This window comes from Desulfosarcina cetonica JCM 12296, from assembly GCF_001311845.1.
GTDB classification, from domain to species: domain Bacteria; phylum Desulfobacterota; class Desulfobacteria; order Desulfobacterales; family Desulfosarcinaceae; genus Desulfosarcina; species Desulfosarcina cetonica.
In genome coordinates this window covers 1-25,213 of record NZ_BBCC01000088.1, presented here as the reverse complement: position 1 = coordinate 25,213, position 25,213 = coordinate 1, and the positions used below count along the sequence as shown (strand labels likewise).

General features: G+C 56.0%; 20 protein-coding genes and 3 pseudogenes. 14 read left to right on the top strand and 9 right to left on the bottom strand.

What is annotated here, in order from left to right; genetic code table 11:
• The 3 genes and pseudogenes from JCM12296_RS18920 to JCM12296_RS49305 all read left to right on the top strand — a co-directional run.
• A partial coding sequence (locus tag JCM12296_RS18920) for a sensor histidine kinase (RefSeq protein WP_083456294.1) occupies positions 1–1,404 on the top strand: 1,404 nt, incomplete at its 5' end.
• Positions 1,379–2,193 (top strand): annotated as a pseudogene (locus JCM12296_RS49315) (sigma-54-dependent transcriptional regulator); the annotation flags it as partial. The gene JCM12296_RS18920 and the pseudogene JCM12296_RS49315, both read left to right, overlap by 26 nt.
• 95 nt (positions 2,194–2,288) lie before the next feature.
• Positions 2,289–2,759, top strand: coding sequence for an AAA-type ATPase lid domain-containing protein (locus JCM12296_RS49305; protein WP_306304090.1), 471 nt, complete (start codon positions 2,289–2,291; stop codon positions 2,757–2,759).
• A gap of 244 nt (positions 2,760–3,003) precedes the next feature.
• Here JCM12296_RS49305 and JCM12296_RS18910 read toward each other — a convergent pair whose 3' ends face one another.
• The 7 genes from JCM12296_RS18910 to recN form a co-directional block, all read right to left on the bottom strand.
• On the bottom strand, positions 3,004–3,696 hold the full coding sequence (locus JCM12296_RS18910) for a tetratricopeptide repeat protein (protein ID WP_054696550.1): 693 nt from the start codon (positions 3,694–3,696) through the stop codon (positions 3,004–3,006).
• Positions 3,696–4,112 (bottom strand): PfkB family carbohydrate kinase, encoded by a 417-nt coding sequence (locus JCM12296_RS49300; RefSeq protein WP_306304089.1) that lies wholly within the window; start codon positions 4,110–4,112, stop codon positions 3,696–3,698. Before JCM12296_RS49300 ends, JCM12296_RS18910 begins: the two co-directional genes overlap by 1 nt.
• A 26-nt stretch (positions 4,113–4,138) precedes the next feature.
• Positions 4,139–4,684, bottom strand: coding sequence for a PfkB family carbohydrate kinase (locus tag JCM12296_RS49295; RefSeq protein WP_306304088.1), 546 nt, complete (start codon positions 4,682–4,684; stop codon positions 4,139–4,141).
• Positions 4,685–4,709: 25 nt separating this feature from the next.
• On the bottom strand, positions 4,710–5,072 hold the full coding sequence (locus JCM12296_RS18900) for an SH3 domain-containing protein (protein WP_246804560.1): 363 nt from the start codon (positions 5,070–5,072) through the stop codon (positions 4,710–4,712).
• Positions 5,073–5,235: 163 nt separating this feature from the next.
• Complete coding sequence (locus tag JCM12296_RS18895; RefSeq protein ID WP_054696547.1) at positions 5,236–5,925, bottom strand: transcriptional repressor; 690 nt, start codon at positions 5,923–5,925, stop codon at positions 5,236–5,238.
• A 60-nt stretch (positions 5,926–5,985) separates the two neighbouring features.
• Entirely contained in the window at positions 5,986–6,237 is a 252-nt protein-coding gene (locus JCM12296_RS18890; protein WP_054696544.1) for an FmdB family zinc ribbon protein, read from the bottom strand.
• Positions 6,238–6,308: 71 nt separating this feature from the next.
• Positions 6,309–8,009, bottom strand: a complete 1,701-nt coding sequence (gene recN, locus JCM12296_RS18885; protein WP_054696541.1) for a DNA repair protein RecN — start codon at positions 8,007–8,009, stop codon at positions 6,309–6,311.
• 513 nt (positions 8,010–8,522) lie between these two features.
• Here recN and JCM12296_RS18880 point away from each other — a divergent pair.
• From JCM12296_RS18880 to JCM12296_RS18855, 7 genes and pseudogenes are all read left to right on the top strand, one after another.
• Positions 8,523–10,583: a serine protein kinase gene (locus tag JCM12296_RS18880; RefSeq protein WP_054696538.1), complete on the top strand. Its 2,061-nt coding sequence runs from the start codon at positions 8,523–8,525 to the stop codon at positions 10,581–10,583.
• A 44-nt stretch (positions 10,584–10,627) separates the two neighbouring features.
• A complete protein-coding gene (locus tag JCM12296_RS18875; RefSeq protein ID WP_054696535.1) occupies positions 10,628–12,022 on the top strand; it encodes a DUF444 family protein in 1,395 nt (464 codons plus the stop codon).
• A 24-nt stretch (positions 12,023–12,046) separates the two neighbouring features.
• The gene (locus tag JCM12296_RS47760) at positions 12,047–12,598 is read left to right on the top strand and encodes a SpoVR family protein (RefSeq protein ID WP_281492070.1); all 552 of its coding nucleotides are present in this window, start codon (positions 12,047–12,049) and stop codon (positions 12,596–12,598) included.
• 104 nt (positions 12,599–12,702) lie between these two features.
• Complete coding sequence (locus JCM12296_RS47755) at positions 12,703–13,698, top strand: SpoVR family protein (RefSeq protein WP_281492069.1); 996 nt, start codon at positions 12,703–12,705, stop codon at positions 13,696–13,698.
• An 85-nt stretch (positions 13,699–13,783) separates the two neighbouring features.
• On the top strand, positions 13,784–16,072 hold the full coding sequence (locus tag JCM12296_RS18865) for a serine protein kinase PrkA (protein ID WP_054696530.1): 2,289 nt from the start codon (positions 13,784–13,786) through the stop codon (positions 16,070–16,072).
• A gap of 68 nt (positions 16,073–16,140) precedes the next feature.
• Positions 16,141–16,776 carry an alpha/beta hydrolase gene (locus tag JCM12296_RS18860; protein WP_054696527.1) on the top strand — a complete coding sequence of 212 codons (636 nt, stop codon included), beginning with the start codon at positions 16,141–16,143 and terminating at the stop codon, positions 16,774–16,776.
• 252 nt (positions 16,777–17,028) lie between these two features.
• Positions 17,029–17,804: pseudogene (locus JCM12296_RS18855) on the top strand (cytidylate kinase-like family protein).
• Between the two features lie 109 nt (positions 17,805–17,913).
• Here the strand turns inward: JCM12296_RS18855 and JCM12296_RS44940 are convergent.
• Positions 17,914–18,117 carry an EamA family transporter gene (locus tag JCM12296_RS44940; RefSeq protein WP_246804558.1) on the bottom strand — a complete coding sequence of 68 codons (204 nt, stop codon included), beginning with the start codon at positions 18,115–18,117 and terminating at the stop codon, positions 17,914–17,916.
• Positions 18,033–18,827: a DMT family transporter gene (locus JCM12296_RS18850; protein ID WP_246804557.1), complete on the bottom strand. Its 795-nt coding sequence runs from the start codon at positions 18,825–18,827 to the stop codon at positions 18,033–18,035. The genes JCM12296_RS44940 and JCM12296_RS18850 overlap by 85 nt, the downstream gene beginning before the upstream one ends.
• 333 nt (positions 18,828–19,160) lie before the next feature.
• Here JCM12296_RS18850 and JCM12296_RS49290 point away from each other — a divergent pair, with 333 nt between their 5' ends.
• The 4 genes and pseudogenes from JCM12296_RS49290 to JCM12296_RS18835 form a co-directional block, all read left to right on the top strand.
• A complete protein-coding gene (locus tag JCM12296_RS49290; protein ID WP_306304087.1) occupies positions 19,161–19,733 on the top strand; it encodes a 5'-3' exonuclease in 573 nt (190 codons plus the stop codon).
• Positions 19,705–21,863: pseudogene (polA, locus tag JCM12296_RS50640) on the top strand (DNA polymerase I). The gene JCM12296_RS49290 and the pseudogene polA overlap by 29 nt, the downstream one beginning before the upstream one ends.
• 93 nt (positions 21,864–21,956) lie before the next feature.
• Complete coding sequence (locus JCM12296_RS18840; protein ID WP_054696521.1) at positions 21,957–22,766, top strand: hypothetical protein; 810 nt, start codon at positions 21,957–21,959, stop codon at positions 22,764–22,766.
• A 248-nt stretch (positions 22,767–23,014) separates the two neighbouring features.
• A partial coding sequence (locus tag JCM12296_RS18835) for a WD40 repeat domain-containing protein (protein WP_054696518.1) occupies positions 23,015–25,213 on the top strand: 2,199 nt, incomplete at its 3' end.

Here is a 25,213-nt window from a genome sequence, read left to right as displayed (position 1 = left end):
CTGAAGTATTTTACCTTTACCAGCCTGATCGTTATTTTTATTGGTACGATTATTCTCTCCGTGCTTAACACCCACTGGGTTCGTTCCATGCAGTATCAAAAGAGTGAAGATTATGCGCTGTTGCTGATCGAGAATCTGAATCATCAAGTATTCCTGCAGTTTATTCTGCCTGTGGGACTAAAGTATGGAAAAATCGAACTGCGCAATAAAGAGCAGTTCGAACGGATGGACAACGTTATCCGCAGCACCCTCCACAGCTTTAAGGTTGAGATGGTCAATATCTACAGCAAGGATAATATTATCGCCTATAGCTTTTCAAAGGACCTGGTGGGCAGAGACAACCTGGGCGGAACATCCTTCAAAGCCGCCCTGGAGGGAAAGTCGACCTCAAAATTGGTTCAAAGCGGCACTTTCGGGGAAATTCTGTTGGGGATTCCAAAAGAGATCAAAATCGTTACCTTTGCCCCATTGAGGGCTGAAAGGCCCCTGTCGCCAATATCTGGCCCCATCCTTGGGGTCATCGAAATCAGGCAGGACCTCTCCAGTGACTATCAGCAAATTTTCAAGTTCCAGGTTCTCGTGATCTGTACCATCAGTATCGTGATGGGAATCCTGCTCGTGACGTTGATATCCGTGGTCAAGCGCGGTGAAGGGATCATCGAAAAACGGGCCTTGGAGCGAATCCGGCTGAAGGATCAACTGGCCAAGGCCAAGCATCTGTCCACCATTGGCGAAATGGTTGCCGGCGTCTCCCACGAGATTCGAAACCCGCTGGGCATCATCAGCAGTTCGGCCGAATTATTAAAGAAGAAAATGGATCCCCGGGATGCATTGAACGGGATTGCCGATATTATTGTCACCGAGGCGCGACGGCTGAACAATATCATTTCCGATTTTCTGAACTACGCACGGCCAAAAACGCCCAACCTAAATGCCTGTCGGATCGATGAAGTCGTTAAGAAAAACATTCATTTCCTCGATCAACAGATAAAGGAAAAGAATTATAAAATAAAAACCTTGTTCGACGAAAAGGTTCCATTTATCCAAGCCGACAACGACATGCTATACCAGGCATTTCTCAACCTGTTGATCAATGCCATGCAGGCCATGCCCGATGGCGGCGTCATCATGATCACCATCCATGCTGGCGAAGGCGCGCTATGGCTATATGTCGAAGACGAGGGTGAGGGGGTCTCCGGCGCGCTAAAGGAGAAAATATGGGATCCCTTTTTTACAACCAAAGAAAAAGGCACCGGCCTGGGGTTGGGCATTGTTCGAAATATCATTGAAGCCCATAACGGCATGATTCGCATTGATAACCGTCGTGATAAGGCGCCCGGGTCACGGTTAAGTTTCCTTTGGACCAGGAGAATGCGTGATGGAAACCATCCTGATTGTGGATGATGAGAAAAATTATACCCTGATCCTGGCAGCCGTTCTCGAGGATGCGGGATTTGAAACCCTGACGGCCAACAGCGGTGCGGAAGCATTGGAGATTCTTTCCCAATCCGATGTCGATTTGGCCTTAACCGACATGAAAATGCCCGGAATGGACGGCATCGAATTGCTCGAACGCATTAAAAAAATGGACGCCGACCTTCCGGTCGTGATGATGACGGCCCACGGCACGGTGGAAAAAGCGGTCGAAGCCATGCAAAAAGGGGCCTATAACTACATTCTGAAGCCTTTCGACAACGAGCAACTGGTTCTGCATGTCAGAAAGGCCGCCTCCATGTACCAGGTGGTCAAGGAAAACCGTCAGCTGCGCAGCGCGGTGGTAAATCGTTTTAGTTTCCACAATCTCATCGGTAAAAGCAAGGTCATGCAAGATGTCTTTGCGGTGATCCGCAAGGTTGCGCCGGCATCGGCAACGGTTCTGATCGAAGGTGCCAGCGGTACCGGAAAAGAGCTGGTCGCCAGCGCCCTGCATTTCAACAGTCCCAGGAAGGATAAACCCTTTGTTGCCGTGAACTGTTCCGCACTGGCCGAGACCCTGCTGGAAAGCGAACTCTTTGGCCATGAAAAAGGTGCCTTCACCGGTGCGATCTCCATGAAGAAAGGACGGTTCGAGATGGCCGACGGAGGGACCTGTTCCTGGATGAAATCGGGGAACTGTCGGCGGGACTGCAAGTCAAGCTGCTGCGCGTCTTGCAACAACGCGTGATCGAACGGGTCGGCGGGATCAAACCCATTGCCGTCAATATCCGCTTAATCGCGGCAACCAACAAATCCCTCAAATCGGAAGTCGCCGCCGAAATTTCCGTGAAGATCTGTTTTATCGCCTCAACGTGGTCCCGATTACCCTGCCGCCCCTGCGTGAACGGTTGGAGGACATTCGGACCCTGGTGCAGCACTTTATTGCCAAATACAGCGATGAACGCAATAGCGGACCACCGGTTACCGGTATGGATCGTGAGGTTGAGCGGCTGTTTTATGAATATGACTGGCCCGGCAACGTCCGCGAATTGGAAAATGTCATCGAACGGGCGGTGGTCATGTCACCCGAGTCCATCATTCAAGTATCGGACCTGCCGAAGGATTTCATCGACAATGCCCACAGCACGCTGCACATGGACGGGATTCCCGTGGATGCCAATCTATATGACACCCTGGCCCTGGTTGAAAAAAACATGATTGTCCGGGCATTGAAAAAGGCCAATTACGTCCAGGCGCATGCGGCGGAGTTGCTGGGCATCGGTAAAAGTGGCCTGAATCAGAAGATAAAGAAGTATCAACTGTTTGGAAAAGAGAAATCGTGATGGATTCGTCAAAAGCCCGATATCGGCGTTACGCGTATCCCTCGTCACTGCGGCGTACGCAAAAGTACGCCTCATTCCTTAAGGATTCGCAAGCCTTGATCTCGGGCTTTTGACGAATCCATCAAATCGTGATTCGGGAATCATTTTGAGGCAAACCGGCATCACCATAACAAACGGCGATGCCGGATAATTTTATTGAGCAGGAAGCCCGAGGCGGTAGCCTTGTGGGACTGGACGGGACGTCTCACCCGGCAATATGTTCCTTTGCCAGGGGCTCGTAAATGGATCCGGGGAAATCGGCCAAAAGCCGCTTGTACATGGCAAGACTTTTCTCCTTCTCACCGGTCAACGCATAGAGACAGGCCATGTTAAAAATCGCATCGCCCTTGAGGGTGGCGTCAGATCCGGAAGAAATCATTTCAAAATAGCGGATCGCCTCCGCGTATGCACGCTTCAGGGTATAGGCGTACCCCAATCCACTCAAGATGATATTGCGCAGCGCCGACGACTCACCGAAGTCGTCCATCGCTTGGGTGTACATGGCGATCGCCGCATCGACATCACCCGCACGGTAGCTGATATCACCATATTCAATCCGGGCGATCTTGGCTGCACGCGTCGACCCATATTGGTCGAAGAGTGTGGCAAAATCCGTTTTAACCCGCTCAAAGGCCGTTTTGGGGTCCGTATCCTGAAGGGCCGCCGAATATGTCGCCATGGCCTTTCCGGTCAATTCAGAGGCAACCCGCTCATTCCGATCGAGAACCTGCCGCACGATAACGCCGATCAAGACCACTGCCATCAGCACCCCGGCAGCAATCAGAAGCCCCCGGGTATGGGTTCGACCAAAAGTGATCAAGCGGCCCGAAAAAGTAATGAACTGATCAGGCTCCTTGAGCAGTTGTTTACGCGTCAGCGACCCTTTGGCTTTGGCCATTATTCCTCCAGCTGTTTTCGAATTCGTGCCCATGCATCGGCGGGGATATCGGCGCCGACCACCTGACACACCTCAAACCCACACGCCGAGGCAAGCCTGCCACTTTGCTCGTGGTGAAAACCGTTTACCAGCCCATAAAGAAACCCGGATGCCCAGAGATCGCCGGCACCGGTGGTGTCGATTGCGACCCCCGTGCCCTGGGCCGGAATACGGTACACCTGACCGTCATGGCGGATGTAGCTTCCCCGGGCACCGACTTTAAGCACCGCGACGTCCACGTGTCGGGCCAGTTGGGCCAGGGCTTCACCCTCCTCGCGGATGCCGGTATATGCCAGGGCCTCATCCTCGTTGGCGATGAGAACATCGACATAATCGCGAATAATCTCATCGAGAATGGCCTTGGATTGCTCAACCACGGTAAAACTGGCCAGATCAAGTGAAATCAGGCACCGGCGGCCTTTGCCGCCTTTAACGAAGCGGCCATTAAATCAGGGTTGAAAAGCAGATACCCTTCCATATGCACCAGCGCACTATCCACGAAACAATCCAGTGCGATCTCATCGGGTTGGAGATCGGCCGAAGCGCCCAGATAGGTCAGCATGGTACGCTGCGCATCGGGCGTAATGATGGACAGCACACGACCGGTCGACAGATCAGAGGTCATCAACAGGGGATCAACCCCCCGATCCTCCAAAGCCCCTTGAAAAAAGGCACCGGTATCGTCACTGCCCCGCTTCCCCACGAAACGGGCCTGCCCCCCGAGACGACCGACGCCAACGGCAGTATTGCATGCCGATCCGCCAGGCACCACACTGGGTGTGTTGGAAACCTGAGCCATCACGTTTTCCAGGGTGGATAGATCCACCAGCGTCATACCGCCCTTCTCCACGCCAATGCGCCGGACAAAGGCGTCACTTTCATGCACCAAAACATCCACCAAAGCCGAACCCAGTCCGACAATACGGGTCTTTCCAGAATGCAATTTCAAATCAAGGCCTCACTTACCGCGCTCCCTACCAAACCAGTGACCGGGAAATCCAGCCTTCATCGCCGTCGGCATGGACCACGTGGTACCAATCCTCCTTGCTGCCCAAGACTTTGAACGGCACCCCCTTATCGACCGTAAAACGGATTTCGTGATCCGTTCCCGGCCCCGAGCGGACATTGCATTTATCGTTTTTAACGATCACTGTTTTTGTATGGGTCAGAAGCGGTTTATAAATCCACCCGCGATCGCCTTCAAAATCCTCGAAAAGACACCAGTCGCCTTTTTTTTGAAGGATATTCAGGGGATGATATTTCTCCACCTGCCAGATGACGGGATTACTCGTATCCGGCCCGGAACGAACATTGGCTGTCGCGGAGTTAACACTCATCCGTTCCGCCAACACGGGGCCGGCCACGCTTAGGGTTAGAATGATTGCTAATATGCTGAAAAAAAAATATTTCATCACACGTTCTGCTTGTGGCGAAAAAATCGTTTTGGACGTGGATGCTTGCCGGCGGATCGCTCCCCGGCAGCCCAGGCCCATGGAATCCTCAGGTCGGCTTGGATTTGACCTGCACCATCAGTTTCTGGGCAAGCCCCCGCCCGATAACAAGGCGTTTATAGTCCACCCCGATCACCAACTGCCCCTGACCTGAGTTGGTCAGCACGTCCAGCTCATCGCCGATGCGAAGCCCCATGGCCATCAAGCGTGCCCTTGCCATGGGCCCGCCATCCAAGCGGACAACGACCAGCCGTTCCCCCTTGGGCGCGTCGGAAAGCGGAATCAGTTCACGCCGCTGCGCCATACACTGGGCGCAAATCCCATACATCTCCATCTTGTGCTGCAACAAATGGAAACCGTACCGCTCGGCAGCCTGGATCTGCAGCGCCTCAAGTTGGGGATCTTCAAATTCGACGATCTTGCGGCATTTGGTACACACCATGTGGTCGTGGTGTTGCCCCAGGTGCAGATGTTCGTACAGGATTTCGCCATTGTCGAACCGATGCTTGTTGGCGAACCCATACTGACACATCAATTTCAGTGTGTCACGGACAAATTCCGGTTCCCGTTTGAAGCCCCGTGCTGCGAGCCGTTCGACCATCTGTGCCGATGTCACATGCCCATCGGCCTGCATAAAGACCTCCATGACCGCAAAGCGGTCTTCGAAGTCGGTTACCTGGTCTTGCTTGAACAGTTTGCTGAATTGTTCCTTTTCCTGGCGGTGCAGCGTGTTCGGCATGGTGTGGTAGATCCTATGAAAGGGGGGCAGATCGGTCCAGTCGTTTCGCCGAGACGCGCATCAAGCCGGGCCGGGAATGGTATAGGTGGTGCACGACCCCGAACTGCAGGTCCGTGTCTGGGAGCTGGCGCCGGTTCCCGTGGCCGGGCCGGAAGCGCCCCCGGAAACCGTGTGATTGGTCGTCGAGAGGACCCGATCGAGGTTTCCGGATCCGCATTTGGAACAAACCAGTTCCACTTCGTCTTGTTTGTTCATCACCAAGACCTCGATAAATTCCTCACAGTCCATGCACTTGAACTCAAAGATGGGCATTATTCACTCCTTCGGTGGAAATTATAGAATTTTGTCATTGTCTGTCGTCTGTCAAGCGTCAACGCGAGCCCTCATGGAGCATCCACCAAGGAACGGGCATGCTTCATGGCGGTGGCGGTAACCGTTTCGCCACCCAGCATGCGGGCAATTTCCCGAACCCGCGCCTCTAAATCCATGGGTTTGATGGTGGTGGTGGTGCGTCCATCTTTGACCGCTTTGTGGATGTGATAGTGCTGATTGCCATATCGGGCGATCTGGGGCAAATGGGTGATACAGATGAGTTGATGGCGTTGCGAAAGGATTTTCAGCTTTTTGCCCACCACGTCGGCGGTCGCCCCACCGATCCCCGCATCGACTTCGTCGAAAATCACCGTCCCCAGGGCATCGGTTTCGGCCAAAATGGCTTTCAGGGCCAGGACGACCCGGGACAGCTCACCGCCGGAGGCGATGGCCGCAAGGGGCTTCAGCGATTCGCCAACGTTGGGAGCCATCATGAAAACGGCCTGGTCAATGCCTGTCGCCGAGAGCAGATGGCCGTCCACCCGCAACCAGGATGCCGTTTGCGGACCGCAAGTCGGATGATTGAATTCGATGCTGAAGCGGGTGCCCGCCATTTTCAAACCGCCCAGTTCTTTCTCGACGGCCTTGGCGAGTGCCGCCGCCACGCGCCGGCGCTCCGTGGAAAGGCGCCGCGCCAGGTCGGCCAACTGGTGATATTGGTCTTGAAGCTGGTTTTCCGTCGCGGCGATGTCGTCGTCGACATGATCGATGGCCGCCAGCTCCGCATCGATGGCGTCTCGGCGCTGAAAAAGGGCCTCCAGCGAGCCCCCATATTTTCGTTTTAACCGGTTGATCTGGTCCAGCCGGGCCTCCACGGCGTCCAGCCGCCCGGCATCGGTATCCACCTGCCCCAGATAGCCGCGCAAGGCATCGGTGACATCTTCAAGTCCGAAAAGATGATCGGATAAGGCTGCCACCGCCTGGCCCAACCCGTCGTCTATTTCAAGGGCTTTCTCAAGACGTTTACGCACCTCGCCCAACTGCTCGAGGATCGCCCCGTCAGCCCCATGCAGGACGTCGATGGCGGTCGACACCGCCTGATACAGCGACGCTGCATGTTTAAGCCGCAGGCGCTCTTTCTCCAGCAACGCATCCTCGTCCGGAGCGATATCGGCATCGGCAATCTCTGCCGCCTGGAAGCGCAGCAACGCCAAGTCTTGTTCCCGGTTGGCTTTTTTCCGTTTCAGCGCATCCAGGGCCTGGACCAGCGGAACCAACCGGCCATAACCGTCTTCCATTTCAGCGACCAGGGGCAGCAGACCGCCAAAACGGTCCAATATCGTCAAATGGGTCTCCTCGCGGAGCAACCCCTGGTTGGCATGCTGACCGGAAATACTGGCCAGGTCGGCCGTGACGGCGGAAAGGATCTGGATGGTCGCCATGCGGTCGTTGATGTAGATCCGATGGCGGTCATTGGCGGCGATAATACGCCGTACCAGGAGCCCATCCGTGGGATCGTAACCATTTTCCGCCATGATCGCCGCAGCACTGGAGGCCGCCGGAATATCGAAAAAGGCGGACAGCTCGGCAGATGCGCAACCATCCCGGATCATCCGGGCACTGGCACGGGCACCGAGTAACAGATTCACCGCATTGATGATAATCGATTTACCGGCACCGGTCTCCCCGCTCAAAATGGTCAACCCATCCTCAAACTGGATGTTCAAGTCGTCGATAATGGCGAAATTTTTGATCAACAGCTCTCTGAGCATGATGCACTCCAACCCGGATGACCCCGCCGGTGACGGTTTGGCAAAACCGCTTCATAATAAAAAAGGCCTCCCCTGGAATCAAGCATTATCATAGAGCGGTTAACGGAAGAAGTCACCTTTTTCAATTGGCTGTCGCCTTGCCGATGGCGGCCCGGTTATTCCCCGGCTGTTTTTTTCATGTTGAAGTTTGGCGATCTGATGCTATACTCTTTTTGTAGTGATTGAGTTCTCATACTTGATCCATGGTACATCTCAAACGATTCAGACTTGTGCGGCAAATTCGGAATTTTGCCACTGATGCGTCATTCCATCTGACTGAAATCCCGGCTCCGGGTCATGCTGTTTTGTTTGCCGTCAATTCCGCTCCACTCATCATCGCTTATACGGCGGCAGGCCCAGAGATTAAACGACAACGTCTTGTTGCAACGCCCCTGTAGATAACATGCGACAGGCGGTGTCATTAACCCAATCCACCATCTCCTGCACCGGTCATTTAAACATTAGGGGGACATTATGGTAAAAAAGAGTACATCGGTGCTGCACCAGCACTTGAGCGACGTCAAGGAAGGAAAACGCTGTTTCGAAAACGCCTTTCAGGGTGTAGCCCGCATGATTCTCGAAAGCGACATCGAAAAGGTGGTTGTCAACGGGAAAACCACATACGACTTCAGCATCTTCAGACAAGGCAAAAAGCACATCATCGGCATGTACGATGAAATCAACAGCTTTGTTTCCTACGTGAAAGATGCGGCGGAAAATGGGTCCTCCAAAGAGATGGCCTTCGTGCTGGTGGGAGAGCCGGGTAACGGCAAGACTTTCCTGGTGGATTTTATCTGCAACCGGTACCGGGATTTTTTATCCAAGGACCCCAATCGCAAGTATTCCTTTCGCTTTACCGGCCTGGACAAGATCGGTGGGTACGGAAAAATAACGGCCATTGAATCCCAGACCTATGAGGATCCCATGATCCTGGGGATGAACATCTTCGACGATCCGGACAAGAACCGGGAATTTCTGGCCCAGGAGATCGGATTTTCGGACAACGAGATTGAACGGCTCTGGGTGGACTACCGGCCGCTGGGCGCCTGCAGCGCCTACATCTGGAACGACATCCGCAACTTCGCCGACGGCGATCTTTCTCAAATGCTTGATCTCATACAGATTTTTCCAGTTCCCATGACCGAGAGCCTGGGAACGGTAACCGGCAAGTACCCGGCCAAGGACAAGATCACCTCCTCGGCCGTGGATCTGTTGGGGGAGGAGTCCATCCAACGGCTCCTGCATATCACCGAAACCAACAACCCCTACCGTTTTGATCTGCGACGCGGCGCCCTGGCCCGCGTGGCCGGCGGCGGGGTTCACTTTTCCGACGAAATTTTCAAAAATAAAAAAGATCTTGTTCAGGTCTACCTGGGTGTGATCCAGAACCGCAATATCGAAATCGACGGCTACAAGTGGCCCATCGATACCCTGATCATCGCCACCAGCAACAACTCCGAATTCAATCGCTTCCTGGCGGAAAAGGAGGAAGCACCCATCGTCGACCGCTGCCGTATCTGTTACGTCTCCCATAATACCAATTACAAGATGCAGAAGGAGTTGACGATCTACGCCATCGGCAACGAAACCCGCACCACCTTGAACCACGAATACCTGCACCAGGACCCCAACCTGAATTATGCCGCCTCGGTGGCCGCGGTGCTGACCCGCTTGGCCCGATCGGAAAAGCTGACCCCCATCGAAACGATGAAGCTGGCCGCCGGCGAGGTGGCCGGTGAGAAGAGCATCAAGACCCTGGCCGAGGTCATCGACACCCTCAATCAGGACCCGGACATCACCAAACGCTTCGGCCAGAAGGGACTCGGCCAGCGCAACCTGGGCCGTGCCATCCAACTGCTCCTGGAAACATCGGAAACCAATGAAGGCCGATGCATGTTCGCCTACGATATCTTCCGGGCCCTGGAGCGCATTATCCTCGACTATGTGACCGATGCCAACGACCGGGCCAAATACATGGAGGACCTGAAAACGGCCAAGGGGCTGTACCGCGAGCGAATCATGACCGAGATGTTCAACGCCTACATGGATGAGCCCCTGGCCATCCGCAAGGACGTGATGAATTACGTCAACATGATCATCGGCATCGACGCGGAAAACCTGGGGCCGGACAAGATGTGGAAATACAAGGATCCCCAAACGGGCGAGTTGCGCGCTCTCAAAATCGACGAACGCTACATTAAAAGCGTCGAGGAGCGCTTGGGCCTCAAAACCGCCGAACAGCGCGAGACCTTCCGCACCTCGATTCGTAAGATCTACGGCCAAAAAATCTCCGTGGACCCGGATTACGACTTCATGGACAACCTCGAACTGGTCAAAGCGGTCACCGATGTGCGGCTCAAATCCGATATCGCCGGTGCCGGCAGCCTTATCGGCGCCCTGGCCAATCGGACCAACGAAGAAAACCAGAAGCTGTACGATCGCATGGTGGACACCATGCTCAACAAACTCGGCTACTGCCCCACCTGCGCTCAGAAGACCATCGAGTATTTCTGTACCCAGGAAGATGAGAAATAAACCCGGTTCCATCCCTTATTCAGCAACCACGGGTGAGACAACCGATGCGCCAAGAACTGAAAAAGCTATATGATGAGCTTAAAAAAACCGGCCTGGCACCGGAGCAGGAAAAGAAGTTTTCTCAGGAGCTGGAAGGCGATCTGATCCATGACCTGCCGTCAAACGAGGGCCAGCTGGCCGTCGTGACCACGGATGCGGGCGAGATTCGTCTGCTGGATCTGTATGCCTACCACGACCTCATGGTCCTGCAAGCCCTGGCCGCGCCCAAGGGCAGCTATGTCAGCCACATCCGGTCCATTGACGAGCTTCTGGAAAGAGATCGCCAGCGCGAAAAGGACGGGTTCCCCCGCAAGATTCGCGTGGGCAAAATGATCAAACCCGGAAAGGCCGGAAAGGGAAAAATCGTCGTGGTTCCCACCACCGTGGAAGAGAAGTTCATCCACGACCCCCGCTTCAACGAGCAGGAAGAGGGCGATGGGCAAGGCGGCAGCGGCGATGGCGAAGAAGGCGAGGTCATCGGCGAGCAGCCGGTCCGCGAGCCGGATCAGGCCGGCGCCGGCGGTCCGGGTGAAGGAGAAGGCGGCCAGCATGAGATGGAGTCGTCGGCCTACGACCTGGGCAAAATCCTCACCGAGCAGTTCGAGCTGCCCAACCTTCAGGACAAGGGCAAGAAACGTTCCCTGACCCGGTATACCTACGACATGACCGACCGCAACCGCGGCTTTGGCCAGCTTCTCGACAAAAAGGCCACCCTGCGGGAAATCGTCGAAACTAACATCCACTTGGGAAATATTCCCGATGTAAATGAGATCGATCCCTCGCAATTCATCATCTCCCCGAAGGACAAGGTCTACCGGATCCTCTCCAAGGAAAAGGATTTCGAATCCCAGGCCGTGGTCTTCTTCGTTCGCGACTATTCGGGCTCCATGGCCGGCAAGGTCACCGAATTGGTGGTCACCCAACACGTCCTGATTTATAGCTGGCTGCTTTACCAGTATGCCAACCAGGTGGAGACCCGCTTTATTCTGCACGATACCGAAGCCAAGGAAGTCAAGGATTTTTTTACCTATTACAATTCCAAGGTGGCCGGCGGGACCCAGGTCTTCTCCGCCTATGAAATGGTCAACCGAATCGTCAAGGAAGAAAACCTGGCCTCGGACTACAACATCTACGTTTTCCACGGCACCGACGGCGACGACTGGGATACCGAGGGCAAGCGGGCCATCCCGGCACTCAAGGAGATGTTCGGCTATGCCAGTCGGATCGGTATCACCATCGCCGAACACGGCAGCAGTTCAAAAAACAACAGTGAAGTGGAACGTTACCTGAAAAAATCGGGCGTGCTCGAAAAATTTCCCAAACTCATCCGCCTGGACGTGCTCGGCGAAGATTCCGATGAACCCAGGCTTATCGAAGGGATCAAGAAACTGATTTCCTGACCCCCAGCCGAAACGGTCGAACCCATGGAACTGATCGATCAGCATACCAAAGCAATTATGGAAGGCTGCAAGTCGAGAGCGCGGGACGCCGGGTTGCGCTTCGAAGACGAGAGCCTGGAGTATATCGTCACCAACCGGGACCTGCTCGAGCTTTCTCCCAAGGTAATGATGCCAACCCTTTACGACTACTGGGTTCACGACGTGGAAGTGCTCAAGGAGAAGGGCAAGTACGAGCTTTACCCGGGCAACCCTTACGAAACGGTCATCAATACCCGGCCGGCGATCTCCTTTTACAACGACAACAATCCGGACTGGCTCAACGTGATGATCTTTTACCACGTGCTGGGCCACATCGACTTCTTCCAGAACAACCTTTTCTTCCGGCACACCTGGGATTACGATTTTAACGGTGAAGCCCTCTCGGACAAGCGCGTCATTGCCAAACTGCGGTCCGAACGGGGCCGTTGGGTGGATTATGTCATCGAGTTCACCCGGGGGATCGACAACCTCGTGGGGTATCACAATCTATTGTCCGGCATTTTTTCCAGCCCGACGCCAGCATCTCGGAAAAGGTAAACTACTACTTCGATATCTACCTTCAAGACACCCTCAAAGTCAATATCAGCAAATACATTAAAGCGATTGAACGCTACAATGCCAACCTGAAAGCGGACCCGGCCATGGGCGAGCAAACCTTCTTCTCCCGCGTTGAGCAGCGTCATCCGGAATTTGCCAGCCTCTTCAAGAAGCATCAGGAAGAAAAGCGTAAAAAGCCCAAGGATCTGCTTCAGTTCATCATGGAAAACTCCAAGGTTCTGCGCCGGGAGGAAAACGAATGGATGCTGATGGTGATGCAGGTGGTCCGTAAAACCGCGCTATTTTTCCAACCCCAGATCCGCACCAAAATCATGAACGAAGGCTGGGCCTCTTACTGGCATGAGACCCTCTTCCTGAGCGATGACCGCATCAAGGGGCACGAGGTCGATTTTGCGCGGGTCAACGCCGGCGTTACGGCCATGCCCCGCGTGGGACTCAACCCGTATGCCCTGGGGATGCGGCTGTTCTATTTCCTGGAAGAGATGGCCGAAAAAGGCAAGGTTTCTTGGGATTTTCAGCGTACCCACGACGCGCGGCAGCGCAAGACGTATGACCAAAAAACCGGGCAAGGCAAAGACTTCATTTTCAAGGTGCGTGAAAATTTATCGGATTTCACCTTCATCCACCAGTTTGTCGACCAGGACTTCGTGGATGTCAACAAGCTCTTCGTTGCCGGCCGCAGGCTGAATCAGCAGAAGATGGTCTGGGAGTATTATGTCAAGAGTCGCAACGCTCAAGCCTATCGGGAAATGCTCATGAGCTCCCTCTACCATCCGCCCTGTATTACCGTTGATCTTGAGAAAACCCGGGAAAACGCCCTTTACCTGATCCATCAGTTCGAGGGCAAGCCGCTACTCGCGGAATATATCCCCAATACCATGCTTGGCATCGAATATCTGTGGGGTGGCCCGGTCCAGCTGGAAACCATGGAGGTCATGGGCTCGCCGCAACCACGGCAGACGCCGGCGATTCCCGGACTGCCGGCAGCCCAAAGCGGTCTGCCCAAGCCTCGCGAAATCAAATGGCGGAAAGTCCTCTACACGATGAAAAACCGCAAAATCAGCAAAAATATTCTCTGATGGAGCCAATTTCAAAACGTTCAATCGGGCTTAAAATCAAGGCGGGGGGACGTTTTGAAATCGGCTCGATGATATAAGGCGGCACATGGATAACATCAAAAAAGCCATGCGGCAAATCGACAGCGGCGATAATGCGTCGAACCATCGCAAACCGATTCCCTTCGAGGACTTCCTCAAAGAAGTGCTTGCCAATCCCACCGGAACGATCCGGAATGTCTTTCAGGTGTTCCACGATCTGTTCAAGGCCTATATTGGGGAAGGGGTGGATGAATACCCGAATGATCCTGAGACAATTCAATATGTAAGCTACGACTGCAGCAAATTGCTGGTCGAAGAAGCCGATCATCCGTTTTTTGCCGACCGCCTGTTCGCCAACCGCTTGGTCAACCATGTGGAGGCCCTGCGCAGCGGTGCCCAGCAGAATAAAATCTATATTTTCGATGGCCCCCATGGCTGCGGTAAGAGCACATTTTTAAACAACCTGCTCAAACGTTTCGAAGAGTACGCCAACACCGAGGACGGCACCCGCTATGAAACGGTCTGGCGCCTGGACCGTCGGCAGCTCACCCGCGGCGAGGGAGGCAACGAAACCGCCTCCATCCTGGAGAGTCTCTTCCGCATGCAGCAGAACCCGGATCAACGGCAGTTCGATACCATCCGGTCCATGGCCGTCCACGATGACGGGGATTTTGTGGAAGTGCCCTGTCCTTGTCACGACAATCCCCTCCTGTTGATTCCCAAGCCCCAACGGCGCCAGTTTCTGGATGAACTTTTTGATAACAATGAGTTCAAATACACCCTCTTCACGGACAAGGCCTTTGAGTGGATTTTTCACGACGTTCCCTGCACCATCTGCGGGTCGCTGTATGATGCCCTTTTTTCCCGGCTGAAAAGCGCCGCCAAGGTGTTCGAAATGATCCATGCCGTGCCCTATACGTTCAACCGCCGTCTGGGAAAAGGAATCAGCGTCTTCTCACCCGGTGATCGGCCCATCAAGCAGACCATTCTCCACAATGAGTACCTCCAAAGCATGATCAACCGGCTTTTCTCGGACAGCAACCAGGTGCGCTACATCTTTTCCCAGTATGCCAAAACCAACAACGGCATCTATGCGCTGATGGACATCAAATCCCATAATATCGATCGCCTGATCGAGCTTCACAACATCATCAGCGAGGGGGTTCACAAGGTCGAGGATATCGAGGAGAATGTAAGTTCGCTCTTCCTGGCCCTGATGAATCCCGAAGACAAGAAAAACATCAAGGAGTTCCAGTCCTTTTCAGACCGCATTGTCTATATCAACATTCCTTACGTCCTGGATCTGAACACCGAAGTGGAGATTTATCGCAATATCTTCGGCGCTCGCATCGACGACAATTTCCTCCCCCGCGTGCTGCACAACTTCGCCCGCGTGATCATCTCCTCGCGTCTCAGCCTGCGTTCCGAGGCAATGCTGGATTGGATCAAGGAGCCCGCCAAATACAGCCGTTATTGCGACAAGAATCTTCAGCTTCTGAAGATGGAGATCTACACCGGGCACATTCCCGAATGGCTCTCGGAAGAAGAGCGCAAGGCCTTGACGGCCAAGCGGCGGCGACGCATCATCGGGGAATCCGACAACGAAGGTCGCCAGGGAATCTCCGGCCGCGACTCGATCAAGATCTTCAATACCTTTTATACGACCTACGCCAAATCCGGCGAACTGATCGACATGTCCATGTTGTGCAAGTTCTTCAATGCCCAGAAGGACTTGAAGGCATCCATCCCCGATGGATTCATCGACTCGCTTTTGCTGCTCTATGATTTCTCGACCCTTCAGGAAGTCAAGGAGTCCCTCTACTATTACAACGAGGAGCAGATCGAACGCGAGATTCTGCACTACATGTTTGCGGTCAATTTCGAGCCCGGCGCCATCGAGACCTGCAAGTATACCGGCAAGCGGGTCCACGTCAGCGAAGAGCTGTTCGACGGATTCGAGCGCCGCATCCTGGGCGAAAAGGTGGAAAACGCCAGACGGCTGAATTTTCGCAAGGATACCCAAAAAGAATATACCGCCCGCACCCTCACCCAGGAAATCCTGGTGGCCGGCACCCCCCCCAACCAAACCCGTCTGTTTCAGTCGCTCAAGGAGCGCTATGAATACAACCTCAAGGAAAAAGTGCTCGACCCCTTTCTGGAAAATGAGAATTTCAGACGGGCGATCAAGGATTATACCGAAGAGGATTTCAAGACCTACGACAAAAAAATCCGTGATGACGTCACGTTCGTCATCGACAATCTGATGAAGCGCTACCGCTACACCGAGCACGGCGCCAGGGCGATCTGCATGTACGTCATCGACAACGATCTGGCCCGAAAATTCACCAAACCATGAAACCCGGCCATCAAAGCGCCACGTTGAATTACGTCCTTACCATCGATATTGAACGGGAATAAGGCGCCATGCGCAGCGAAAAAATCTCTTTTCCATCCGGGCAAGGGTCACTGGAAGGCCTGTATCAGAATCAAAGCAAAACAAAAGCCGTGGTGATCACCCATCCGCATCCGCTTTATGGCGGAGACATGTTCAACCCGGTGGTGGAAGCCATTACCACCGCCTACGAAAAATGCGATTTCACGACCCTGCGCTTCAATTTCCGGGGAACCGGAAAAAGCACCGGCACGTTTGCCAACGGCATCGGTGAACAGGATGACGTGATGGCGGCCGTCGCGTACCTGAACGATCTCGGCTTCGCGGAAATTCACCTGTCCGGCTACTCGTTCGGCGCCTGGGTCAACGCGGCGGTCCTGCAGGACCCGGACCGCCTCAGCGTCAGCCAACTCACCATGGTCGCCCCGCCCGTGGCCTTCATGGAATTCAAGCCGGGGACTCACCTGCCGACCCTCTCCACCGTGGTGGCGGGCAGCGAGGATGAAATCGCGCCACCAAGCCTGATTCAACCCTTGATCGGCCAATGGAACCCCTCCGCCCGGTTTACCGTCATCCAGGGGGCGGACCACTTCTTTTTCGGTTATTTGGATGAATTGGTTATAGAACTCACCCAATCGCTTCGTCTTCCTAAAGCCAGCAAAATCTGACCCTCCCGCCATATAGGCTGACAACGACAAAACTATTGGGCTAACGCCCGCCGCTATTGTACGCCATACACCCCGGACCGCGTCCTTGCGGATCACCAGGCTTCAATCCTGTGATTGCTTGACACGCACCCGATAGTTAAATAGACTTTATTTAATGATTCTCGTTTGCCCGGTGCGATAGCGGCAATCGCCTGCCCGGTGCCATCTTCACCGCTGATCCGCCTCCGCCTTGCTGACCCGCTGTTATGATCAATGCCCGCGCCGCATCAATGCGCTTCTGCGATGAATGTCGTGCCGCGTTGCTTGCTTCCAGCCGCCCAAGCCATCGGGGGTACGGTGCATGGATGCGTCAACCCACAACCGGAAGGAGGCGCCATGAAAGCCATTCAACAAATCATCGAAGAACAGGTCAGGCGCTGGGAAATTCTCAGGAAAGAAAAGGCCGAAGCCAAAACCATGCCGGTCATCACCCTCTCCAGGGAACCCGGCAGTGGCGGACGGCCGGTGGCCCAGGCCGTTGCCGACCGGCTCGGGCTGGATCTGTTTGACAACAAAATCATCAATGCCATGGCCCAAAACGCAGACACCTCGACAAGGGTGATCCGTACCCTGGATGAGCGGGGGGTTTCCATGATCGAGGATTGGGTATCGGCCGCCATCAGCGAACGTCATCTCTGGCCGGATGAAGTCCTGCACGTCCTGATGAAGGTCGTCGGCACCATCGGGCGGCATGGAGGGGCCATCATCGTGGGACGCGGTGCGAATTTCATCCTGCCCCCGGAGTCGCGCTTCCGGGTTCGCATCATCGCGCCCTGGAGCGTCGCATCAGCCGGGTTGCCGAAACCTACGGCGTTTCCCAAAACGACGCCAAACGCCGGGTGCTGCGTACCGAGTCCGACCGCAAGGCCTTCGTGCGCAAGTATTTCCACAGTGATATCGGTGATCCGAACCACTACGACATGGTCCTGAACACCGGTACCCTGTCTATCGAATCAGCGGCGGCGGCCATCTGTGCGGGGGTAGGTTGACAGCGACAGAACGAACCCGTAAAAGGGCAGAAGATCGGTCATTGGCACGAAGCGGCGGTTTGAAAAGCGCGGTGTCATCCATTCGCCGGAATCCACGGCCGGCAGGGGGTCAGGCCGTGCTCCGCGTCAGCCCCGCCGCTACCAGTCCGTAGAGTTGGGAAACCAGCATCCCGGCAAACATCAGCAGACAGCCAAGCATGGCCCGCGCGGACATCACTTCGCCCAGGATCAACCAGCCCCCCACCGCGGCGAAGACCGACTCCAGGCTGAGCAAAATGGCGGCGTGGGCCGGGTGGGCATCACGCTGAGCCACCACCTGGAGGGTGTAGGCCACGCCAACGGAAAGCATGCCGCCGTACAGGATCGCCGGTGCGGCGCAACCAGATCGGCCCATCCGACACTTTCAACGGCCCAGGCGGTCGCCAGGCTGGCCATGGCGCATACCAAGAACTGGACGAAGGCCAGCGGCAGGGCGTTGGTCCTGGGCGACACCCAGCCGATCAGGTGAATATGGGCGGCCCACAACAGCGCACCCATCAGTACCAAAAAATCCCCGAACGAAATCGTCAAATCCGCTTTAATGCTGAGCAGATAAAGCCCGCTGGCGGCCATCAGCGCGCCCAGCCAGGTGCCGGCATGGGTGTGCTGGCGCCATAACAGCCCCATGATGGGAACGATCACCACATACAACCCGGTGATGAACCCCGCTTTTCCGGCGGTGGTGTAAACAAGGCCCACCTGCTGCAAGGAGGCGCCGCCAAAAAGCGCCAAGCCGGCCAGGCCGCCATACCCGACCAGGCTGCGCCAATCATTGGAAGGGGTGTTTTCCGGCTGGCAGGAAGACCGCCGGCGACCGTGCAGGATAAACGGCAGAAGCACCATGGCGCCCAGAAAAAAACGAAGCCCGTTGAAGGTAAACGGCCCCACATGGTCCATGCCGATTCGCTGGGCGACAAAGGCAAAGCCCCAGATGATGGCGGTAATCAGAAACAGGATGTCGGACTTCAGATGGCGGGCGGGCATCTACTGATTCCCAAACCCGTTGAGTTCACCGCAGTCCGGGCATTGCCAGGTGATTCCGTTGCAGGAGAGGCCCCACACGTTCTCATACATGCAATCCTGGCACATCATGAATCCGCAACGGCGGCAGGTCCAGCAGAAGGGGACCTCTCGCGTGCAGCAGTGGCAAATTTTCGGAACTTTTTGCCGCCGTCGGCGGCGGGAGGTCGGGGTGGAAGCAGTGTCATTCATGGTTCAGCCCTAATCGGCGGTCGTCTTGTTGTTTTAATGATGAAATGGTACGGTACCATGCGTCCATCACATGGAAACGTTAATACGTAAATCAGGAGCACACCCGTGTCAACGCCAACCGACGAGCGGCCAACAGATAAAATGCCAACCCTCTACCTGATCGACGGCAGCGCCTATATTTACCGGGCCTACCATGCCGTCAGGGGATTGGCCAACAGCAGCGGCCTGCCCACCAATGCAACCTTCGGATTCACGCGCATGCTGATCAAACTGATGGCCGACCGCCATCCGAGCCATGTGGCCATGTTCTTCGATGCCAAGGGTCCCACCTTCCGGCATGAACGCTTTGCCGATTACAAGGCCAACCGGCCGCCCATGCCCGACGATCTGGTCCAGCAACTGCCCTGGATCCGCAAGGTGACCGAGGCCTTCAACATCCCGGTGTTCGAGATGGCCGGATACGAGGCCGACGACCTCATCGGCACCCTCGCGCAACAGGCCGAGGCCCATGGGTTCCGCGTGGTGATGGTCACCGGCGATAAGGATTTCATGCAGCTGGTCACGCCGGATTGCACCATCTGGGACCCCATGAAGGACAAAATCATCGACTGTGGCCATCAACGACGCGTTCGGGCTCACGCCCGGACAGATGATCGATGTCATGGGGTTTTCCGGTGACACGGCCGACAACGTGCCCGGGGTTCCCGGCATCGGCCAGAAGACGGCGGTCAAGCTGATCCAGTCTTTCGGCAGCATGGCGGGTGTTTACGATGGCATCGATACGATCAAGGCCAAAAAACAGCGCGAGAACCTGATCACGTTCAAGGAGCAGGCCCTCTTGAGCCGCGAGCTGGTCACCATCGATAAAAACGCGCCGATCACCTTCGATCCGGCGCAGCTGGAATCCCAGGACGCCGACGACGAGGCCCTCACCCACCTGTTTGCCGAACTGGAATTCCGGCAGCTACAGCAGGAATATGCCAAGGCGGACAGCGCCATTGAACGGCACTACACGGCCATCATGGACACGGATGCGCTGGACCGGCTGTTCCGGCTTCTCTCCCAGGCCCGGCGATTCGCCCTGGACACCGAGACCACCTCCCAGGATCCCATGCTGGCGCGCCTGGTGGGGCTCTCCTTTTCGGTCAAACCCGGCGAGGCGTGGTATCTCCCCGTGGGCCACAACTACCTCGGCGTGCCTGAACAATTACCGCTGAAAGTCGTTCAGGAACGCTTGGGTCCGATTCTGGCCGACCCCGCCATCGAAAAAATCGGGCAGAACATCAAGTATGACTGGATGGTACTACGCCGCCACGACATGGACCTGGCCGGTGTGGGATTCGACACGATGATCGCCTCGTACCTGCTCAATCCGGGCAAACGCGCCCATGGCCTGGATCAGATTGCCCTGGACTACCTCGGCCACAAAAACATCCGCTACGAAGAGGTTGCCGGGAAAGGCAAAAACGCGGTCACCTTCGACCAGGTCCTCATTGAAAAGGCGGTTCCCTACGCCAGCGAGGATGCCGACATCACCCTGTCGGCCTATGAAGTGTTCGTCCCGCAATTGGAAACGGACGGATTGACCGAGCTCATGAACACGGTGGAGATGCCCCTTGTGCCGGTACTGCTGGAAATGGAAATGACGGGTATCTGCGTGGACCGGGACAAGCTGCACGAGCTGTCCAAATCCTTTGCCGGGCAACTGGAGCAACTGGAACGCGACATCCATGCCCTGGCCGGAGAGTCCTTCAATATCAACTCCTCCCAGCAGTTGGGTACCATTCTCTTCGAGAAACTCAAACTGCCGGTGCAGAAGAAAACCAAGAAGAAGACCGGCTACTCCACCGACGTGGAAGTCCTCACGACCCTGGCCCGCAGCCATAAACTGCCGGCCCTGGTCCTGCGCCATCGCACCCTGGCCAAATTGAAATCGACCTATGCCGACGCCTCCTGGAGCTGATCCATCCGAAAACGGGCCGCATCCACACCTCCTTCAACCAGACCGTGGCGGCCACCGGCCGGCTGAGCAGCAGCGATCCCAACCTGCAGAATATCCCCATCCGCACCGAAGAGGGGCGCGAAATCCGCAAGGCCTTCATTCCGCGTAGCGGCTGGCAACTGCTCTCGGCGGATTACTCCCAGATCGAACTGCGCATCCTGGCCCACTGTTCGGAGGATCCGATTCTCATCCAGTCCTTCAAGGAGGACGAGGATATCCACACCCGCACGGCCACCGAGGTATTCCAGGTGTTCCCCCAGATGGTCACCGACGAGTTGCGCCGCCAGGCCAAGGCAATCAATTTCGGCATCATCTACGGCATGAGCGCCTTTGGTCTGGCCCGGGAACTGGATATCAGCAACAAGATGGCGCAAACCTATATCGATCACTATTTTACCCGCTACCAGGGCGTCAAGGCATTTATCGACCGCACCATCCAGACGGCCTACGAGACCCACAAGACCAGCACCTTGCTTGGCCGCATCCGGCAGCTGCCCGACATCACCAGCAGCAATCGTACCGTGCGCCAGTTTGCCGAACGCACCGCCATCAACACCCCGATCCAGGGAACGGCCGCGGATCTGATCAAGCTGGCCATGATCCATGTAAATCGCGCCCTGCGGGAAAATCGCATGCAGACCGCCATGCTGCTTTCCGTGCATGACGAAATCATCTTCGAGGTTCCGCCCGAGGAGCTCGAGGCGGCCCAGGCCCTGGTGCGCCGGAAGATGGAAGGGGTCTGGGACCTGGCCGTGCCCCTGAAGGTCAACATGGCCTGCGGGCAAAACTGGGCCGAAGCCCACTGAGCGGCTGTTTGGACGTTTCAAACCGCCGCTAAAGTCGCCTCCGCGATGGACGATATGTTTAGTTACAGAAAATTCACAAAGGAGGCGTTTAGAATGAACCCGATCTTGACCCCCAATTCATTTTCCCCGTTCCCAAACGGGCCCTTCGCCAGCAGCAGAAGCGACACGGCGGAGCAGACAAAAGCCGGATCCCTGTCCCAGACCCTTGACACCGATCTGACCATCACCACCGCCGAGGGGGATACGGTCACCATCAACCTGGCCTCGGCACTGACCATAAAAGCCGGTACCTACAGCCGCCAAGCTGTCGAAAACGGACAGCGCACATCGACCCAGACGGCCTACCTGGCCTATTCCGACAGCCAGGACATGACCATCGCGGTGGACGGCGATCTCAATGCAGAGGAACTGGCGGATATCCGCGAGGCCATGGCGGCCATCGGCGGCATGATCGAGGACTTTCTTGCCGGGGATCTTCAAGAAATGGCCAAGGACGGCGAGCTGTTCAAGGCGCTGGACACCATCTCCGGGATCGATGCGGCCTTCGCCTACGAACGGCAGGCGACCTATGGTGAGACGGAGCAAGTATCCCTCAGCACCCAGGCCCAAGAGGGCCGCAACCACCGCTACCGCTCCGCCCACGGCCGCCTGCATCAGTTGATGAACCGGATCGACCACCTGACCGACGACATGGCCAAGCGGATCGATGGCTTCGGCAACCGGCGGCGGCAAATGACCGATTCGGTCAACGCCCTGTTGAACCGCTACGCTGGTGGTAACGTGGCCGGCGCCCCGACCGACGATCTGAGCCGCAGCGCCGTCCAGACCGTTCAGTCGGTCTTTCTGCAAAAGATGGAGACACGGACCGAATCGGGCGAATTCACCTTCTCCTATTCGGCTTGATGTTTGTTCAACATGGGGAGGCCGGTTGTGCCTCCCCACCGCTTTCTTTCATCCTACCGTATGAGTTCCCGAACATTATATTTATCGCCAAACACAGCATCCATTGACATCGCTGCCCCATTGGATATAACCTATCAAAATAAAAGGTTCTTTTCGGGTTCCAGGCGCAGCTCGTCTGCGGGCTGAATTCTCCACGTTTTCTTCTCAACTCCCTTTTGACTTGGCCATCGCCTGATGGAGGTCGTTCCATGAACCGTCGTCCGTCGATTTTTCGCATGACCGTGATGGTATTGGCGTGCCTGACGATCAGTGCCTGCGTTACGGCACCGCCGGTAGTCGTTCAAAACCCTGTCAAACCGGCTCCGTTGAAAACCGGTGCCGCTCCGCCCACCCATCCCCTGCCCCGCATCGAAACCGGTATGCACACGGCAACGATCAGACGGATTTCCGTGGATCGCCATGGCCGTTTTGTCGTCACCGGGTCAGATGACAAGACCGCTCGGGTGTGGGATGCGGAGACAGGCAAGCTGCTGCAAGTCCTGCGCCCGCCCCAGGCCGAGGGCAGCGAAGGCAAGATCTACGCCGTGGCCATCTCCCCGGATGGCACCACCGTGGCCGTCGGGGGCTGGACCGGATACGAATGGGATCGAAGAATTTCCATTTATCTTTTCAGCCGTAGCGATGGCCAACTTCTGCGACGATTGGAAGCCCTTCCCGAAGTGGTGAGTGACCTCTGTTTTTCACCCGATGGCCGTCATCTGGCCGCAGCCTTGTGGGGTAGCAAGGGCGTGCGGGTGTTTGATACCCAGTACTGGCATCAAATCTCTGCCGACAAGGACTATGGGGATAATAGCTATTCCGTCGATTTCGACCCTGCCGGCCGCCTGATTACCACCTGCTATGACGGCAATGTACGATTGTATAACAACCGATTCCAGATCGTCGCAAAAAAGGCCGTTCCCGGTGGGAAAAAGCCTTATACAGCCCGGTTTTCACCAGATGGCAGCCGGGTAGCTGTCGTATTCGAAGACTCCACGGCCGTAGATGTGCTTTCAGATAAAGACCTGAAGTGGCAATTTGCCGCAGACACTGAAGGGATAGACAACGGTAATATGTACAGTGTCGCCTGGTCCCGCGACGGACGTATTCTATACACCGCCGGTTATTACAGTTATCAATCAGGTTGGCGCCCGATCCTGGCACGGCCTGAGAAGGGCCGTGGTGCGCCCCAACGCTGGAAAGCGGCCACCGACACCATCCTGGATCTGCAAGCTTTTGATGACGGCAGGATAGCCTTCGGTGCCTGTGACCCGGCCGTTGGTGTATTCAATGCCGACGGTAGTAAACGCTTCATTCTCCGCGGCGAGACCCTCGACTTCCGGGAGAGTTGGAAAAAGCTATGTCTGTCTATCGATGGTTCGGCAGTAGCTTTTGGCTACAAGACACTGAGCGAGGCAGGCGCATGGTCCTGGCAAACCGCCCGCTTCGATATCGCCAACGGCCAGTTAAGTATAGATGCGCCCGATATCAACGACCTGCGGGAACCGAAAACGGGCAAGGAATCCACTGCCAATTGGAAAGCTACAAAAAACCCGCGAGTACATGGACAGGCCTTGCAGCTCAGCCCTCACGAAAGGTCCATAAGCTTGGCCTTTGCCCCCTCGGGCCAGGGATTTGTCATAGGTTGTGATTGGTATGTGCGCTTCTACAATGATGCGGTAACGCCTCCCCGCTGGCAGGTACCCGTTCCGGTCGCTTGGGCGGTCAACATCACCGCCGACGGCCGCTACGTGGTGGCGGCCCTGGGCGATGGCACTCTGCGCTGGTACACCGTGGACAAGGGTCGCGAGGTGTTGGCCCTGTTCGTCCACCCCGACGGCAAGCGCTGGATCGCCTGGACGCCCCAGGGGTTCTTCGATGCCTCCCCCGGCGGATCGGAAATCTTCGGCTACCACCTCAACCAGGGCGCGGACAAGGCCGGAGAATTTGTTGCCGCCGAGCAGTTGACCGAACAGTTTTACCGCCACGATCTCATCGCCGGTCTGTTCAGTCCCGGCGGTGAAGTAGCCTTGAAAGCGGCTGCAGATAGGATCGGCGATGTGCGGCAGGTTCTCAAAGGCGGCCTGCCGCCCAAGCTGGAACTTCTCTCACCGGTAAAAAGCAATTCCACCGGCGAGTTTGTCTTCCAGGCACGCATCATCGACCAGGGTGGCGGTGTGAGCCGGTTCATCTACCGCATCGACGGCAAGGAGATCCAGGGGCGGCCGGCGGACATCCCTGGCGCCGGTCCCGGAACGGTGGGACGCCGCTTCAGTCTTGCTCCGGGGCGCCGGGAGATTTCACTGATCGCGACCAACACGAACGGCGTCGCCTCCACGCCGGTGACGGCGGTCGTCGATGTAGAGGCGCCCACCACGCGCCCGGCTCTGTTCGTCTTCGCCGCCGGG